We start from the raw sequence: 15380 nt of genomic DNA, 5'->3' as shown, positions 1-15380 counted from the left end.
GGGGCTACGGGTGGGCCGGGTGGGGCGAACAGCCGCGTGGGCCGACCGCTGCCTCAGGCGTCGAGCGTCAGGCCTCAGGCGTCCGGAGTCCGAGGCGTGACGTGGAAGTCGAAGGCCAGGGTGCCCGGGTCGAGGGCTGTGGCGCCGCCGTCGACCGTGAGGACCGCTCCGTTGACGAAGGACGCGGCCGGGGAGAGGAGCCACGCGACGGCTTCCGCGACCTCGCGGGGGTCGCCCGGGCGGCCGGTGGGGAGGACGCGGGTCACCTCGCGGTAGGCCGCGTCGATGTCGTCGAGGCCTTCCTCGTCCGCGAAGCGGGACATGCGGCGGTCAGCCATGTCCGTGCGTACCCAGCTCGGGCACACCGTGTTGGCGCGCAGGCCGGCCTTCCCGTAGTCGACCGCCAGCGAGCGGCAGAGCTGGAGGAGCGCCGCCTTGGACGTCGCGTACGCCGCGTTCCCGACGCCGTTGCGCAGGGCGGAGACCGAGGCCACGGCGACCACCGCGCCCCGCGCCTCCAGCAGGTGCGGGAGCGCGGCGCGCAGCAGGTGGAACGGGCCGGTGAGGTTCGTCCGCAGCACCGCGTCCCAGTCGTCGAGGCTCACCTCGCCGACGCCCCCGCCCCGCCCGATCCCGGCGTTGAGGACCACCCCGTCGAGGCGGCCGTGGGCGGCGACCGCCGCGTCGACCAGCGCGCGTACCGCCTCGGGGTCGCCGATGTCGGACGGGACGGCCAGCGCCCCGGTCTCCTCCGCGACGAGGTGCAGCGGCTCGGGGCGGCGCCCCGAGACCACCACGTGGTGACCCGCCGCGCTCAGCAGCCGGGCCGTCGCCGCCCCGATGCCCGTTCCGCCGCCGGTCACGAGGTACACACGCTGGTTCGCCATCGATCGTCGGGCCTCTGGGGTCGTGGGTGTCGCGTCGCCGCCTTCGCGTCGATCAGTTGATCACAGGGAGCGCCCGTGGTCAGGGCTTTTCCGGAGTCAGCAGCACGAAGTCCGCGTTCGACGGGTCCACGCACACCGCGAGCCGCCCGACCCCCTCCGCGTCGTCCGGGCCCATCTGGACCGTGCCGCCGTTCGCCGTCACCCGGGCGACCGCCGCGTCGCAGTCCTCGACGTCGAAGACCGGGTGCCAGTACGGCCGGCCGTTCGTCAGCGTCAGGTCCTCCGCGCGCATGCCCATGATGCCGCCCTGCATCCGGTCCTCCGAGAGCCCGGCCGGGGTGACCAGGGAGTACGTACCGCCGCCGCCCGGCAGCTCCATGTCGCTGTACCACCAGCCGAGGACATCGCCGTAGAACCGCTTCGCGGCCGCCGCGTCGCTGGTGTACAGCTCCGTCCAGGAGAGCGAGCCGGGCGCGTCCACGAGCTCCACGCCGCTGTCCGAACCGGGCTGCCAGACGGCGAACTGGCCGCCCAACGGGTCGCTGTACTGCGCCATCCGGCCCCACTCCCCGAGGTCCATCGGGGCGACCCGGACCGTGCCGCCCGCCTGCTCGACCGCCCGGGTCGTGGCGTCCGCGTCCTCGACGCTGTAGTAGATCATCCAGGCCGAGCGCGCGCCCGCCTCGGTGAGCTTGCCGAGCCCCGCGACGATCTTGCCGTCCTTGCGGAACATCCCGCCTTCCATGTCCTCGCCGCCCTCACCGCCCTCCATGGCCTCGTACTCCCAGCCGAGCACGGTGCCGTAGAAGGCCGCCGCGGCCGGTACGTCGGGTGCCCCGAGGTCGAGCCAGCAGGGGGTGCCGGGGACCGGGTCGGTGGTGATCATGAGATTTCCCTTCTGGGGTGCTTTGTCGCCAGCCTCGCACCGGGCCGTCGGTCGCGCACGACGACGGCGCGCCGCAGGCGGCAGCTGTGGCCGGCACTGCCGAAGGGTGGACCGGTCACGGCTCCGGAACTCATCGGAGCCCCCCCCCGCGCCCAGCGCGGTCGCCTTGGGTGATGGGCAGGTCGCCCGGCCCGGTTTTCGTGCCTTCCGCCAGTACGGCCGCCGCCCGAGCGCGGAGGAGACTCGTCGCCACGGCCGCCAACGGCCGGATGAAGCGGGGATGAAGAAGAGGGGGAGCACATGACCGTGCATCAGTACGACAAGATCGGTGAGGCGTTCGAGGGATTCAAGTCGCTGCCGCTGATCCGCTACGGGGAGGTGCCGAGCTTCCTGGGACTGGTCGGCGACGTGAGCGGCCGGTCGGTGCTCGACCTGGCCTGCGGCACCGGCTTCTACAGCAGGGAGTTCAAGCGCCGCGGCGCCTCGGACGTCTTCGGCGTCGACATCTCCACCGAGATGATCGCCGCCGCGCAGGACATCGAGCGGCGCGACCCGCTGGGCGTGCGCTATGAGGTCGGTGACGTGAGCGAACTGCGGGCGCTCGACCAGCGCTTCGACATCGCCCTCGCCGTGCAGTGTCTCAACTACGCCGAGGACATCGCGGCGATGGAGCGGATGTGCCGCAGCATCCACCGGAGCCTCGTCCCGGGTGGCGAGTTCTTCGTGCTCGCCCAGCGGCCCGACTACGCCTTCGACTGCGCCTCCCTGGACGCGTACGGCTTCCGCTGCGAGCCGACCGGCGAGGAGACGGAGACGGGCCCGCGTGTGCGGGTCACGGCGCTCCTCGACCCGGAGCCGATCAGCATCGTCGCCTCGTGCCCGCGCCGTGAGGTCTACGAGGAGAGCCTGCGCGCGGCCGGGTTCAGCGCGGTGGAGTGGGTTCCGCTTCAGGTGTCCGACGACGGAGTGCGCGCGTACGGCGAGGAGTTCTGGGCCGACCTCTACACGAGCCCGCCGCTGGTGATGCTGCGCTGCCGCGCCTGAGGCACTTCGTCCGCCAGATCGGACGGAAGGGTGTGCTCCGGAACCCGTGGCCCGTGTCAGGAACCGTTTACGGGCGTTGGCACTCATGATCCATGGGTTCCGGAGACCGCGCGCAGCGCGCCCGGTTCGGCCGGAACCCCGCGGCACACCGCCGTCCGGGTGCCGCGTCGAACGAACCGAGGGAATCCACGTGCACCTGTCGCCGAAAAGACGCCTTGCGGTCAGCGCCACCCTGGTCGCCGCACTCGCCGCCGGTGTCGCGCCCGCCACCAGCGCGGTCGCCGCACCCGCCGCCGCCCCCACCGTCACCGACCCGATCGTCCCGGTCGAGATCGGCTCGCGCCCCGCCCCCAGCCGACTCCCCGACATGGAGGGCGTCGCCGGAGCGCTGAAGGCCGCCATGGACCAGGGCGCTCCGGGCGCCATGGCCCGCTACACCGGCCCCGGAGGCACCAAGACGCGCGCCCTCGGCGTCCGCGACCGGGTCTCGGGCGCCGCCATGGACACCCAGGCGCGCTTCCGGATCGGCAGTGTCAGCAAGACCTTCTCCAGCGTCGTGCTGCTCCAGCTGGTGGACGAGGGCAAGGTGGAGCTCGACCAGCCGGTCAACCGCTACCTGCCCGGGCTGCTGCCCGACGACCGGATCACGGTGCGTCACCTGCTCACCCACCGCAGCGGGTTGGCCGACTACACCAACGCCATGTTCAACCAGACCGTCCCCGGCTTCGAGGCCGTACGGAACCGGGTCTTCAGCTACCAGGAGCTGGTCGACCTCTCCCTGAGCGAGCCGCGCACCACGGAGCCCGGCGTGGCGTACAAGTACTCGAACGCCAACTTCGTCGTCGTCGGCATGCTCATCGAGAAGCTCACCGGCAAGCCGGTGGGCCAGGAGTACGAGCGCCGCATCTTCAAGCGGCTGGGGCTCCGGAACACCTCGTACGTCCACCCCGACACCAAGATCGCCGGGCTCCAGGTGCGCGGCTACCTGCACCCCGACGAGGCCGGCGGCGCGCTCGTCGACTCCACCGAACAGACCGTCTCCTGGGCGCAGTCGGCCGGTGCGGTCATCTCCACTCCGGCGGACCTGAACACCTTCACCACCGCGCTGATGCGAGGCTGGCTGCTGTCGCCGCGCACGCTCGAGGCGATGACGACGGTCACCCCGACCGACGCCACCAACACCCGCCACTACGGCCTCGGCCTGCGCCGCTACGACCTGTCCTGCGGGACGCAGGTGTTCGGCCACACCGGGACCGTGCAGGGCTTCTACACGTACGCCTTCGCGACCCGCGACGGCCACCGCAGCCTGGCCGCGATGGCGAACACGTCCAACCGCGGCGAGGCCAACACCGCGCTCGGCGGCGTGCTCGAGGCCGCGTTCTGCGGCAAGAAGCCCGCCCCGGCGGGGAAGTCCTCGGCCCGCGCGACGTTCGACGCGCAGGCGCCGGCGGCGCTCCCGGCCGAGCAGGACCTGCCCGAGAACCGCTGATCCACCGGTAGGAACACGGACATGCCGTGAGGGCCGCCGCGTCCATGGGACCGGCGGCCCGTTCACGCACTCTTCTTCCCGGCGTCGCCGATGTGGGGCCCGGGGCGCGTGAGGTGCCCCCTGGCGTGCGGGCGTCACGTCGAACAACGGGTGGGGAGCACGCATGTCCAGTTCCACAGGCACGGGCCGCCGGGCGGTTCTTCGGGCGGCCGGGGTCGCCGCAGCGGCCTCCGCGACCGTGGGCCTCGCGGGCGGCACGAGCAGCGCCGCGTCCACGGCCGACATCGTTGCCGGAACGCGCGGGCGCCCCGGGCCCGACGCGGAGAGCCCGCGCTTCACGCTCGCCGTCATGCCCGACACCCAGTACCTCTTCGACGGCGCGAGCATCCACAAGGAACCCGTCGAGGCCGCCCTCCGCCATCTCCTCGACCACGCCCGCGACGAGAACATCGTCTTCCTGTCCCACCTGGGCGACCTCACGGAGAACGGCCGCGCCGAGGAATTCGCCCCGCTCAGTGAGGTGTTCCGGCTCATGGACCGGCGGGGCGCCGGGTACAGCGTGCTCGCCGGGAACCACGACATCGACGCGCGCACCGACGACCAGCGTGGCCACAGCGCCTACCTCGACGCCTTCGGCCCCAAGCGCCTGCGCCCGCTGCGCACCTTCGGCGGTGCCTCCCCGGACGGCTACAACACCTTCCACCTGTTCCGCGCGGCGGGGCGCCAGTGGCTGGTCCTCGCCCTCGACTGGCGGCCCTCGGCGGCCGGCCTCGCCTGGACGCGCGGCGTCATCGCCCAGCACCCGGACACGCCCGTCGTCCTCACCACCCACGACCTCGTGCACGCCGACGCAGGGGACGGAACCGCGGAGCTCTCCGGGCACGGACAGCACCTGTGGAACGAGCTGATCGAGGACAACGACCAGATCTTCCTCACGCTGAACGGCCACTACTGGCCGGCCGGGCGCACGGTCCGGAAGAACGCGGCGGGCAACGACGTCCACCTGCACCTCACCAACTACCAGGACCGGTACTTCGGGGGCAGCGCGATGATCCGCCTCTACCGCTTCGACCTCGCCAGGAACACCGTCGACGTCTCCACCTTCTCCCCGTGGCTGCTGGCCAAGGACGCGGACGGCCGCCTCAACTCCCTGGAGCGGCACGAGCTCGAACTCACCGATCCGGCCAACTCCTTCTCCGTACCCGTAGACTTCGAGCGCCGGTTCGCCGGATTCGCCCCCGTCACCCCGCGCCGCTCCCGCCCCGCCGCCCGGATGGTGGTCCCCGGCACGCTCGCGTACTGGCGCTTCGACACCGGCCGCGAGGACGGCTCCCCGGCCGACGCGACGCTGCGCGTCCCCGACCTCTCGGGGCACGGCAACGACCTGATCCGTACGCCCGTCCCCGGCAGCCCCGCCGACGCCCTGCGCTGGTCCGCCGAGCACCACCCCGCCCAGCCCGGACACGGCAGCCTCCGCTTCGAAGGCGGCCGCCCCCCGCTGCGCGGCGCCTTCCTGCGTACGGTGAAGGGCGCGCCGCTGGACACCGCGACCTTCCGGGGCGGCTTCACCGTCGAGGATCGGCGACGTACGCGTCGTCGGACGGGCCCTGCCGGTCGGCGCGTTCATGAACGCGTAGCGCCCGACACCCTCGACGGCCCCGCGTCGGTCAGAGCCAGCCCGCGCGCTGGGCCTGGAGCGCCAGCTGGAAGCGGTTCGCCGCGCCCAGGCGGGCCATCAGGATTTGCAGGCGCCGGAACAGCGTGCGGCGGCTGATCCCCAGCTCGCGGGCGACGACCTCGTCGCTCGCGCCGCCCGCGAGGAGCCACAGCAGACGCCGGTCGGCGGGCGGAAGGCCGCCGGGGCGGGTGGTGCGGCCGTGGAACGGCAGCGCGTTCTGCCAGGACTGCTCGAACAGGGCCACCAGCGCCGAGAGCAGCCCGCACGGCTGCACCACCAGCATCGCGTTGTGCACGTCGGCCTCCCGGATCGCCAGCGACACCAGCGCGTACGCCTCGTCGATGATCACCAGCTTGACCGGCACGGACGGCAGTACCCGGGCCTGCTCGCCGGCCTCCACGACCGGTTCGATGGCCTCTGCCAGACGGCCCGGGTACTCCAGGGACTCGCGGGAGTAGATGACGCGCTGGGTCACCCCGCGCGCCAGCGTCGCTAGCGCGTCGTCCGTCGCGCCCGGGTTCGGGAAGTACGGAGGGGATTCGAGCTGCCGGATCTGCTCGCGGGCGCTCGCCCACGCCTGCCGCATCCGGGAACCGATCGCCTCACCCGTGACGACCTCGACGAGCGGGGCGTCGTACGCCGCGAGCCGTCGGCGCCGGAACGACTCGAACGCGCCGCCGACCGCGAGCCGCGACTCCTCCAGCTCGGCCGCCCGGTGCCGGGCCAGGATCTCCAGACCGGCGGCAGGCGGCACCGGAGCCACCACGTCCGCGCCCTCGTCGGCGGCGCTGGCCAGACCGGCGTCGGCCAGCTCGCCGTAGGCCGCCACGAGCTCCACGCCGTGCAGCCCGGTCTCCGTCCCGATCGCCTCCAGCGGAACCGGGGCCTGGTCCAGGAGCGCCAGATAGACCCGCACGGCGGGCTCGCCGACGCCGAGCAGGCGGAGGGCCTCACCGAGTTTCGCGTTCGTCATGCCTCGCATTATCGATGCGCGCCGTGGCCGATCTGTGCCAGTGGCACTCCTGGGCACCCGATGCCCGTTTCGAGGGCTACTGTCCGTCGGCGACGGCACCGCCCGGACGCGATGCCGGACGCGACGGACGAAGGGACACGACGTGGCCAAGGGTCGGAAGAACGGTCTGTACACGGAACTCTCCGCCGAACTGTCGGCGCTCATGCGCACGGGGTGGGCGGACACCGAGCGGCACGACCTGGAGCTCGACGAGCAGGCCCCGTACGCGGCCCGCCGCCGCGCCGCGCTCTCCGCGCGCTTCCCCGGCGAGCGCCTGGTCGTCCCCTCGGGCAACCTCAAGGTCCGTTCGAACGACGACACCTACCCCTTCCGCCCGTACACCGGCTACGTCCACATGACCGGCGACCAGGCGCGGGACGGCGCGCTCGTGCTCGAACCGCGCGGGGACGGCGGCCACGACGCGTACTGCTACCAGCTGCCCCGGGACGGCCGGGACAACGACGAGTTCTGGACGGGCCCCACGGCCGAGCTGTGGATGGGGCGGCGCCGGTCCCTCGCCGAGTCGGCGCGCGTCCTCGGCCTGGCCTGCCGTGACGTCCGTACGGCGGCCCGCGACCTCGCCGCCGCCTCCACCGTCCCGACCCGGATCGTCCGCGGAGTCGACCCGGCCCTGGAGGCCGCCGTCACCACCGACGCGGAGCGCGACGAGGAGCTGGAGGAGGCGCTGAGCGACCTCCGGCTCGTCAAGGACGCGTGGGAGCTGGCCGAGATCCGCAAGGCCGTGGACTCCACCGTGCGCGGCTTCACCGACGCCATCGGCGAGCTGTCCCGCGCCGTCGCCTCGTCCGAGCGCTGGATCGAGGGCACCTTCTTCCGCCGCGCCCGCCTGGAGGGCAACTCCGTCGGCTACGGCTCGATCTGCGCCGCCGGCGAGCACGCCACGATCATGCACTGGACGGACAACGACGGTCCCGTGCGCCCGGGGGAGCTGCTCCTGTTCGACGCCGGCGTGGAGACCCGCACCCTCTACACCGCCGACGTCACCCGCACGCTCCCGATCAGCGGCACCTTCTCTCCGGTGCAGCGCAAGGTCTACGACGCCGTGTACGAGGCCCAGGAGGCGGGCTTCGCCGCCGTGAAACCGGGCGCCGCGTACCGCGACTTCCACGAGGCGTCCCAGCGGCACCTCGCGGCCCGGCTCGTCGAGTGGGGCTTCATCGAGGGGCCCGCCGAGCGGGCGTACGCCCTCGGTCTGCAGCGCCGCTTCACGATGGCCGGGACCGGCCACATGCTCGGCCTGGACGTCCACGACTGCGCGCAGGCCCGGAACACGGAGTACGTCGACGGGGTCCTGGAGCCCGGCATGGTGCTCACCGTCGAGCCCGGCCTGTACTTCCAGCCGGACGACCTGACCGTCCCCAAGGAGTGGCGCGGCATCGGCGTCCGGATCGAGGACGACCTGGTCGTGACGGCGGACGGGCACGAGAACCTGTCCGCGGGCCTGCCGCGCACGGCGGACGAGGTCGAGGCGTGGATGGCCAGGACCGCGGGCTGAGCGTTGTCCACAGGTGAGGCCGTGGGGTGGTTGTCCACAGGTTCACCGGACCGGGACGGGAGTGTCGGCCGACGCCGTTAGGCTTCTGGAATGGTCCTTCCGGAAGCTTCCCCCGCGACCCCCTCCGAGGCATCGGAGGTGCTGCACCGCGTCTTCGGCTACAGCTCCTTCCGCGGTGCTCAGCAGGAGATCGTCGAGCAGGTCGTCGGGGGCGGCGACGCCCTCGTCCTGATGCCCACCGGCGGCGGCAAGTCGCTCTGCTACCAGATCCCGGCGCTCGTCAGACAGGGCACGGGCGTCGTGATCTCGCCGCTCATCGCGCTGATGCAGGACCAGGTGGACGCGCTCACCGCCCTCGGGGTGCGGGCCGGATTCCTGAACTCGACCCAGGATCCGTACGAGCGGCAGACGGTCGAGCAGGCCTTCGTCGCCGGCGAGCTCGACCTGCTCTACCTGGCGCCCGAGCGGCTGCGTACGGAGGGGACGCAGCGGCTGCTCGACCGGGGCACGGTGTCGCTCTTCGCGATCGACGAGGCGCACTGTGTCGCCCAGTGGGGTCACGACTTCCGGCCCGACTACCTCGCGCTGTCCATGCTGCACGAGCGCTGGCCGAAGGTGCCGAGGATCGCGCTGACCGCGACCGCCACGGAGGCCACGCACGCCGAGATCGCGGCCCGGCTCGGCCTCCAGGACGCCCGGCACTTCGTCGCGAGCTTCGACCGGCCGAACATCCAGTACCGCATCGTCCCCAAGAACAACCCGCTCAAGCAGGTCCTCGAACTGATCCGCACCGAGCACGACGGGGACGCCGGCGTCGTCTACTGCCTGTCGCGCTCCTCCGTGGAGAAGACCGCCGCCTTCCTGGTGGAGCAGGGCGTCGACGCCCTGCCGTACCACGCCGGCATGGACGCCCGGACGCGCGCGGCGAACCAGGCCCGCTTCCTGCGCGAGGACGGGGTCGTGATCGTCGCGACGATCGCCTTCGGCATGGGCATCGACAAACCGGACGTGCGGTTCGTGGCCCACCTCGACCTGCCGAAGTCGGTCGAGGGCTACTACCAGGAGACCGGCCGGGCCGGCCGCGACGGGGAGCCGGCCACGGCCTGGCTGGCGTACGGACTGCAGGACGTGGTCCAGCAGCGCAAGCTCATCGAGGGCTCCGAGGGCGACGAGACGCACCGCCGGTCCCTGGCCACGCACCTGGACGCGATGCTCGCGCTGTGCGAGACGGTCGACTGCCGCCGGGTGCGGCTGCTCGCGTACTTCGGGCAGAGCGGCGAGCCGTGCGGCAACTGCGACACCTGCCTGACCCCCGCCGAGTCCTGGGACGGCACGGTCCCGGCGCAGAAGCTGCTCTCCACGGTCTGGCGGCTGGCGAAGGAGCGGCGCCAGAAGTTCGGCGCCGGCCAGATCATCGACATCCTGCAGGGCAAGAAGACGGCCAAGGTCATCCAGTTCGACCACGACGGCCTCTCGGTCTTCGGCGTGGGCGCCGATCTGTCGACCGCCGAGTGGCGCGGGGTCGTCCGCCAGCTCCTCGCGCAGGGGCTCCTCGCGGTGGAGGGCGACTACGGCACGCTCGTGCTGACAGAGGCGAGCGGCGAGGTCCTCGGAGGCCGCCGCGAGGTCCTGATGCGGAAGGAGAAGGCTCCCGCCGCGGGCTCCCGCAAGAAGGAGTCCGGTTCGCGTTCCGGCAAGGGCGCCCGCGTGCCGGTCGACCTGCCGGCGGAGGCCGTGCCGGTCTTCGAGGCGCTCCGCGCCTGGCGGGCCGCGACGGCGCGCGAGCAGGGCGTTCCGGCGTACGTCGTCTTCCACGACGCGACGCTGCGGGAGATCGCGACGCTGTTCCCCACGACGGTCCAGGAGTTGGGCACCGTCGGAGGTGTGGGCGAGGCCAAGCTCGCCAAGTACGCGGAGGGCGTCCTGGAGACCCTGGCGGAGAGCGGCGGCTCCGGGGCGGCAGCGGCAGCTCCGGAGACACCTGCGGTACCGAAGGCCGCGACGCCGCGGCCTTCGGCGCCGCGGGCGGCGTTCGACGAGGAGCCGCCGCCCTTCGACCCGGAGGAAGAGCCGCCCTGGGACGACTGGGAGTGAGCGACCTCGGACGGTGCCCCGGACAGTCCCCCGGGCGGTCCGGTCCGTCAGGGCCGGTCGGCGAGGTGCGCGTCGGCGGAGGGTAACGGGCCGAGGGCGAGGCCGGGTTCGCCGGGAGCCGGTTCGAGGTGCCGATGGACGCGGCGGAGCAGGGAGCCGAGCAGCTCGCGCTCCTCCGCGTTCAGCGGCGCCAGGATGTCGTCGTCGGTCGACGCGATCTCCGCGTTGAGCGCCGCCAGGAAGGACCTGCCCTCGGGCGTCAGCCGTACGACGACACGGCGCCGGTCCGCCGGATCCCGGTCGCAGTCGACATGGCCCGTCCGCACCAGATCGTTGACGATCTTCACCAGGTCGCTGGCGTTCATGTCGAGCCGGGCCGCGAGGACCGTCTTCATCTGCGGACCGAGATCGGCGACCATCGCCATCACGGTCAGGTGCCACAGGCGGAGCCCGTGCGCGGACAGCTTCTCGGTGAGCCTGCGGCGCGCGGCCTTGCCGAGCGCGTACAGCAGATAGGCGTGCAGGTTCAGCACGCTGGGCGGTGTCGTGCTCAGCGACCGCGGGCCCATGGGCCCTGCGGGAGCGGGGAGTTGCGCGAGGACGTCGGGCCGCGCGTCTCCCGTGGGGGACGGCGCGGCCAGCAGGGCGGTGAAGCCGCCCGGAGCGGGATCGATCGTCAGATCGGTGTGCGCGAGCGAGCTGAAGACCTGCGCCCAGTCCGTCGGGACGTTCGATATGCCGACGACGGCGAACCTGGTGCCGTTCGCGTCGTGAGCGGTGCCGGAGGTCACCCGGTGTTCCATGGATCTCTACCTGTTCCCCGTACGAGTTGGGTGAACCCAACCCAGTCATTCCGTATGGAGCCGGCGCCCCCAGGACCGTCTGGGGGCGCCGGAGTTCGGGTGGTCAGGGGCGGCTGGTGAGGTAGCCGCCCATGGAGGTGAAGTACTCCGTCGCCGGCAGCTCCCGGCCGTCCTCGGTCCGTACGCGGGTGATCGCGAGGCCGTGGTTGCGGCCGGTGCGCGCGTCGGCGCCGGCGACGATGACGACGCCCTCGCCCTCGCGGTAGAAGATCCGGCCGGGCGTGCCGCCGTAACGGCCCTCGGAGACCACGGCCGAGAGGACTTCGAGGCGCTTGCCCTTGTGGAAGGCGAACGCGGCCGGGTAGGGCGCGGACTGGGCGCGGACGAGCCGCTCCAGGACGTCGGCGGGCCAGTCCCAGTTGATCCGGATGTCCTCCTCGGACCGCTTGTGGAAGAAGCTGGCCTGCGAGCGGTCCTGCTTGGTGAACTCGGTCTGCCCGGAGGCGATCAGGTCCAGGGCGCCGACCGTGACGGGGGCGATGAGGTCGACCGTCTTGTGGAACAGGTCGGTGGCGGTGTCCGTGGGCCCGATCGGCACCGCGCGCTGGTCGACGATGTCGCCGGCGTCGAGCACCTCGTCCATCATGTGCGCCGTGACGCCGACTTCCGACTCGCCGTTGATCATCGCCCAGATGATGGGGGAGAAGCCGGCGTACTTGGGCAGGAGGGAGTCGTGGATGTTCAGCGTGCCGTGGCGGGGCAGCGTGTAGATCCGCGGCGGGATCCAGGTCCGCCAGTTGTTGGCCACGATGATGTCCGGGTCGGCGTCCTTGAGCCGCTGGAACAGCTCCTCGTCGTCGGGCCTGTTGCGGATGACGACCGGAACGCCGTGCTCCTCGGCCAGGTCGGCGACCGAGTCGCTCCAGATCTTCTCGTACGCGTGCTCGCTCTTGGGGTGCGTCACGACCATGACCACGTCGTGCTCGGAGTCCAGGAGAGCTTGCAGGGTGCGGTGCCCCCAGGTCTGGTAACCGAACATGACGACCCGCATGGGGTTCCTCCTCAGAAGAGCGAATGACCGCGCCAAGTAAAGCAAGCCTTACCTAAGGATGCAACGGCCCCTCATTTCACGCCCGTTCGCCGCCGTCATCTCTCGCTTGTCCGATTTGCCCAGTCGACAGTTCAAGCCAGGTCAGGTTAGCTTTACCTAAGTTCGGCTGGCCGGGGTCAACGGCGAGGTCGGCGACCGTCTTTTCACCCACGCCTCACTGGCGGCTGTCCCGCACGATGGGAGTGACATGTCACAGGTTCTTCCTGGCGACACCCCTCTGGTCCACGACCTCATAGGTATCGGCTTCGGGCCGTCCAATGTGGCCATGGCGATCGCGCTGAGCGAGCACAACGCTCGCGTCGGGAGGCAGGAGGCGGTCACTGCTCACTTCTTCGAGCGCCAGGCGAGCTTCGGCTGGCACCGCGGCATGCTGATCGACGACGCCACCATGCAAGTCTCCTTCCTCAAGGACCTGGTGACGCTCCGTAACCCGTCGAGCGAGTACACCTTCCTGCGCTATCTGCAGAGCAAGGGCCGGCTGATCGACTTCGTCAACCACAAGAACCTCTTCCCGCTCCGCGTGGAGTTCCACGACTACTTCGAGTGGGCCGCGGCGAAGGTCGACGACATGGTCTCCTACGGCCACGAGGTCGTCTCGGTCGAGCCCGTGGTGCGCGACGGCGTGGTCGAGTACCTCGACGTCACCGCCCGCTCCGGCGCCGAGACCGTGGTGCACCGGGCCCGAAACCTCGTCATCGGCACGGGACTTCGCCCCCTGATGCCGGAAGGCGTCGAGCGGACCGACCGCGTCTGGCACAACTCCGACCTGCTCGCCAAGGTGGACGGGATCGAGGGCACCGACCCCAAGCGCTTCATCGTGGTCGGCGCCGGCCAGAGCGCCGCCGAGAACGTGGCGTACCTGCACCGCCGCTTCCCGCAGGCGGAGATCTGCGCGGTCTTCTCCCGCTACGGCTACAGCCCGGCGGACGACAGCAGCTTCGCGAACCGGATCTTCGACCCGGCCGCCGTCGACGAGTACTACACGGCTCCCGACGACATCAAGCGCCGGCTGATGGACTATCACGGGAACACCAACTACTCGGTCGTGGACATCGATCTGATCGACGACCTGTACCGGCAGGCGTACCAGGAGAAGGTGCTCGGCAACGAGCGGCTCCGCTTCCTCAACATCTCGCGCCTCACGGGCGTCGAGGAGGCCGGGGACACCGTCCGCGCCACCGTCACCTCCCTCGTCACCGGGGAGGAGAACGTCCTCGACGCCGATGTGGTCGTCCTCGCCACCGGCTACAGCCAGGCCGAGCCGCTCGGCCTCCTCGGCGACGTCGCCGGGCGCTGCCACCGCGACGAGCAGGGCCGGGTCCGGGTCGAGCGGGACTACCGCATCGCGACCGATCCCGAACTGCGCTGCGGCATCTACCTGCAGGGCGGCACGGAGCACACCCACGGCATCACGTCGTCGCTGCTCTCCAACACCGCGATCCGGGTCGGCGAGATCCTCGACTCGATCCTGGGCCGGCAGCCGGAGCCCGCGCCGGGCGTGCCCCAGCAGGTCGCCGACGGCATCGGCTCGGTCCGCTGACGCCGCGCGGCCGCTGACGCCCGGTCAGCAGGTCCCGCTCGGTCCGTCCGACGCGGCTTGTCCGTCCGGTCCCGCCGGCCCGTCCCGCACCGTCGGCCGAGGGGCCCCTCCTCCCCAGGACCCTTCCTCAAGCCCCCACTCGCCCCACCCGCCGCCTCGCGTCGTCGTACGCGGCGGGCGAGGCACGCACTGTGTCATCCCCGTGAAAGGAACATCCGTGTCCACAGGTACGCGCCCCTCTCTGACGCGCTTCGTCAGATACGTCCCCAGGGTGGCCGTCGCCACCGTCGCCGCGCTCGCGCTCTCCGCCTGTGGGGGCGGCAGCGAGAAGGCGGAGTCCAAGTCCTCGGGCGAGGCGAAGCCCTCCGCGTCCACCGCCTTCCCGGTGACCGTGGAGCACAAGTACGGCAGCACGACCATCGACGCGGAGCCGAAGAAGGTCGTCACCCTGGGCCTGTCGGACCAGGACGCGGTTCTGGCGCTCGGGATCAAGCCGGTCGGGGCGGTGGACTGGTTCAAGGAGACGCCGTACGGCAAGTGGCCGTGGACGAAGGACAAGTGGGGGTCCACGAAGCCGGAGATCGTCGGCGAGCGCGACGAGTACAACATCGAGAAGATCGCGGCGCTCAAGCCCGACCTGGTGATCGCCCAGTACTCGGGCATGAAGAAGGAGCAGTACGACACGCTCTCCAAGTTCACCAAGGTCGTCGCCCAGCCCAAGGACCTCCCCGACTACGGAGCGTCCTGGCAGGTCATGACGCGGCAGATCGGCAAGTCCCTCGGCAAGACCGCCGAGACCGAGAAGCTGATCACCGACATCGACGCCCGCTTCAAGGCCGTCCGTGACAAGCACCCCGAGTTCGCGACGAAGACCATCGCCGTCGCCGACAGCTTCGAGGCCGGCAAGTACTCGGCCTTCACGAAGACCGACCCGAAGGCGATCTTCTTCAACGAGCTCGGCTTCAAGCTGAAGCCCGAGATCGACACCCTGGCCAAGCCGGGCTGGAACGTCGCCGAGCTGAGCGCCGAGAAGCTGAACGTCCTCGACGTCGACCGGCTGGTCTGGGTCACCTCCAGCACCGAGGCCAACGAGCGCATCAAGGCCGAGCCGCTCTACAAGAAGCTCAAGGTCAACTCGGAGAAGCGCGACCTGTTCGTGCCCTACCAGGACCCGGACATCGGCGCCGCGTTCTCCTTCAACACCGTCCTGTCGATCCCGTACGCCATCGACCAGGTCGAGCCGCTGATCGCGGCCATCAAGTAAGAGCCGTCACACCGGCATCCCGCCCGTCCGCCGAGCTCTCGCGGACGGGCGGGCCT

At 71.4% G+C, this 15380-nt stretch carries 12 protein-coding genes; 7 read left to right on the top strand and 5 right to left on the bottom strand.

The window, feature by feature from the left end; genetic code table 11:
* Nucleotides 1–74 precede the first annotated feature (74 nt).
* Nucleotides 75–887: an SDR family oxidoreductase gene (locus tag AB0F56_RS14430; RefSeq protein WP_362008444.1), complete on the bottom strand. Its 813-nt coding sequence runs from the start codon at nt 885–887 to the stop codon at nt 75–77.
* Nucleotides 888–966: 79 nt separating this feature from the next.
* Nucleotides 967–1773 carry a VOC family protein gene (locus tag AB0F56_RS14425; RefSeq protein WP_362008441.1) on the bottom strand — a complete coding sequence of 269 codons (807 nt, stop codon included), beginning with the start codon at nt 1771–1773 and terminating at the stop codon, nt 967–969.
* A gap of 300 nt (nt 1774–2073) precedes the next feature.
* Between AB0F56_RS14425 and AB0F56_RS14420 the strand changes: the two genes are divergently transcribed.
* From AB0F56_RS14420 to AB0F56_RS14410, 3 genes are all read left to right on the top strand, one after another.
* Entirely contained in the window at nt 2074–2817 is a 744-nt protein-coding gene (locus tag AB0F56_RS14420) for a class I SAM-dependent methyltransferase (RefSeq protein WP_362008438.1), read from the top strand.
* A 190-nt stretch (nt 2818–3007) separates the two neighbouring features.
* Complete coding sequence (locus tag AB0F56_RS14415; protein WP_362008435.1) at nt 3008–4306, top strand: serine hydrolase domain-containing protein; 1299 nt, start codon at nt 3008–3010, stop codon at nt 4304–4306.
* A gap of 163 nt (nt 4307–4469) precedes the next feature.
* Complete coding sequence (locus tag AB0F56_RS14410) at nt 4470–6080, top strand: metallophosphoesterase (protein ID WP_362008432.1); 1611 nt, start codon at nt 4470–4472, stop codon at nt 6078–6080.
* Here AB0F56_RS14410 and AB0F56_RS14405 read toward each other — a convergent pair.
* Nucleotides 5974–6957: a LuxR family transcriptional regulator gene (locus AB0F56_RS14405; RefSeq protein ID WP_362008429.1), complete on the bottom strand. Its 984-nt coding sequence runs from the start codon at nt 6955–6957 to the stop codon at nt 5974–5976. The two genes, AB0F56_RS14410 and AB0F56_RS14405, sit on opposite strands and share 107 nt — an antisense overlap.
* A gap of 142 nt (nt 6958–7099) precedes the next feature.
* Between AB0F56_RS14405 and AB0F56_RS14400 the strand changes: the two genes are divergently transcribed.
* Nucleotides 7100–8512, top strand: a complete 1413-nt coding sequence (locus AB0F56_RS14400) for an aminopeptidase P family protein (protein ID WP_362008427.1) — start codon at nt 7100–7102, stop codon at nt 8510–8512.
* A 90-nt stretch (nt 8513–8602) separates the two neighbouring features.
* Nucleotides 8603–10606, top strand: a complete 2004-nt coding sequence (gene recQ / locus AB0F56_RS14395) for a DNA helicase RecQ (RefSeq protein WP_362008425.1) — start codon at nt 8603–8605, stop codon at nt 10604–10606.
* A gap of 47 nt (nt 10607–10653) precedes the next feature.
* Here recQ and AB0F56_RS14390 read toward each other — a convergent pair whose 3' ends face one another.
* A complete protein-coding gene (locus AB0F56_RS14390) occupies nt 10654–11409 on the bottom strand; it encodes a MarR family winged helix-turn-helix transcriptional regulator (RefSeq protein WP_362008422.1) in 756 nt (251 codons plus the stop codon).
* 103 nt (nt 11410–11512) lie between these two features.
* Nucleotides 11513–12460 carry a methionyl-tRNA formyltransferase gene (locus AB0F56_RS14385; RefSeq protein WP_362008419.1) on the bottom strand — a complete coding sequence of 316 codons (948 nt, stop codon included), beginning with the start codon at nt 12458–12460 and terminating at the stop codon, nt 11513–11515.
* 247 nt (nt 12461–12707) lie between these two features.
* Between AB0F56_RS14385 and AB0F56_RS14380 the strand changes: the two genes are divergently transcribed.
* Entirely contained in the window at nt 12708–14060 is a 1353-nt protein-coding gene (locus AB0F56_RS14380; protein WP_362008417.1) for a lysine N(6)-hydroxylase/L-ornithine N(5)-oxygenase family protein, read from the top strand.
* 217 nt (nt 14061–14277) lie between these two features.
* A complete protein-coding gene (locus AB0F56_RS14375; RefSeq protein WP_362008414.1) occupies nt 14278–15324 on the top strand; it encodes an iron-siderophore ABC transporter substrate-binding protein in 1047 nt (348 codons plus the stop codon).
* Nucleotides 15325–15380 lie beyond the last annotated feature (56 nt).

The sequence above is a fragment of the Streptomyces sp. NPDC026092 genome (assembly GCF_040638605.1).
GTDB lineage: Bacteria > Actinomycetota > Actinomycetes > Streptomycetales > Streptomycetaceae > Streptomyces.
This window is presented reverse-complemented; position numbering and strand designations above follow the sequence as displayed.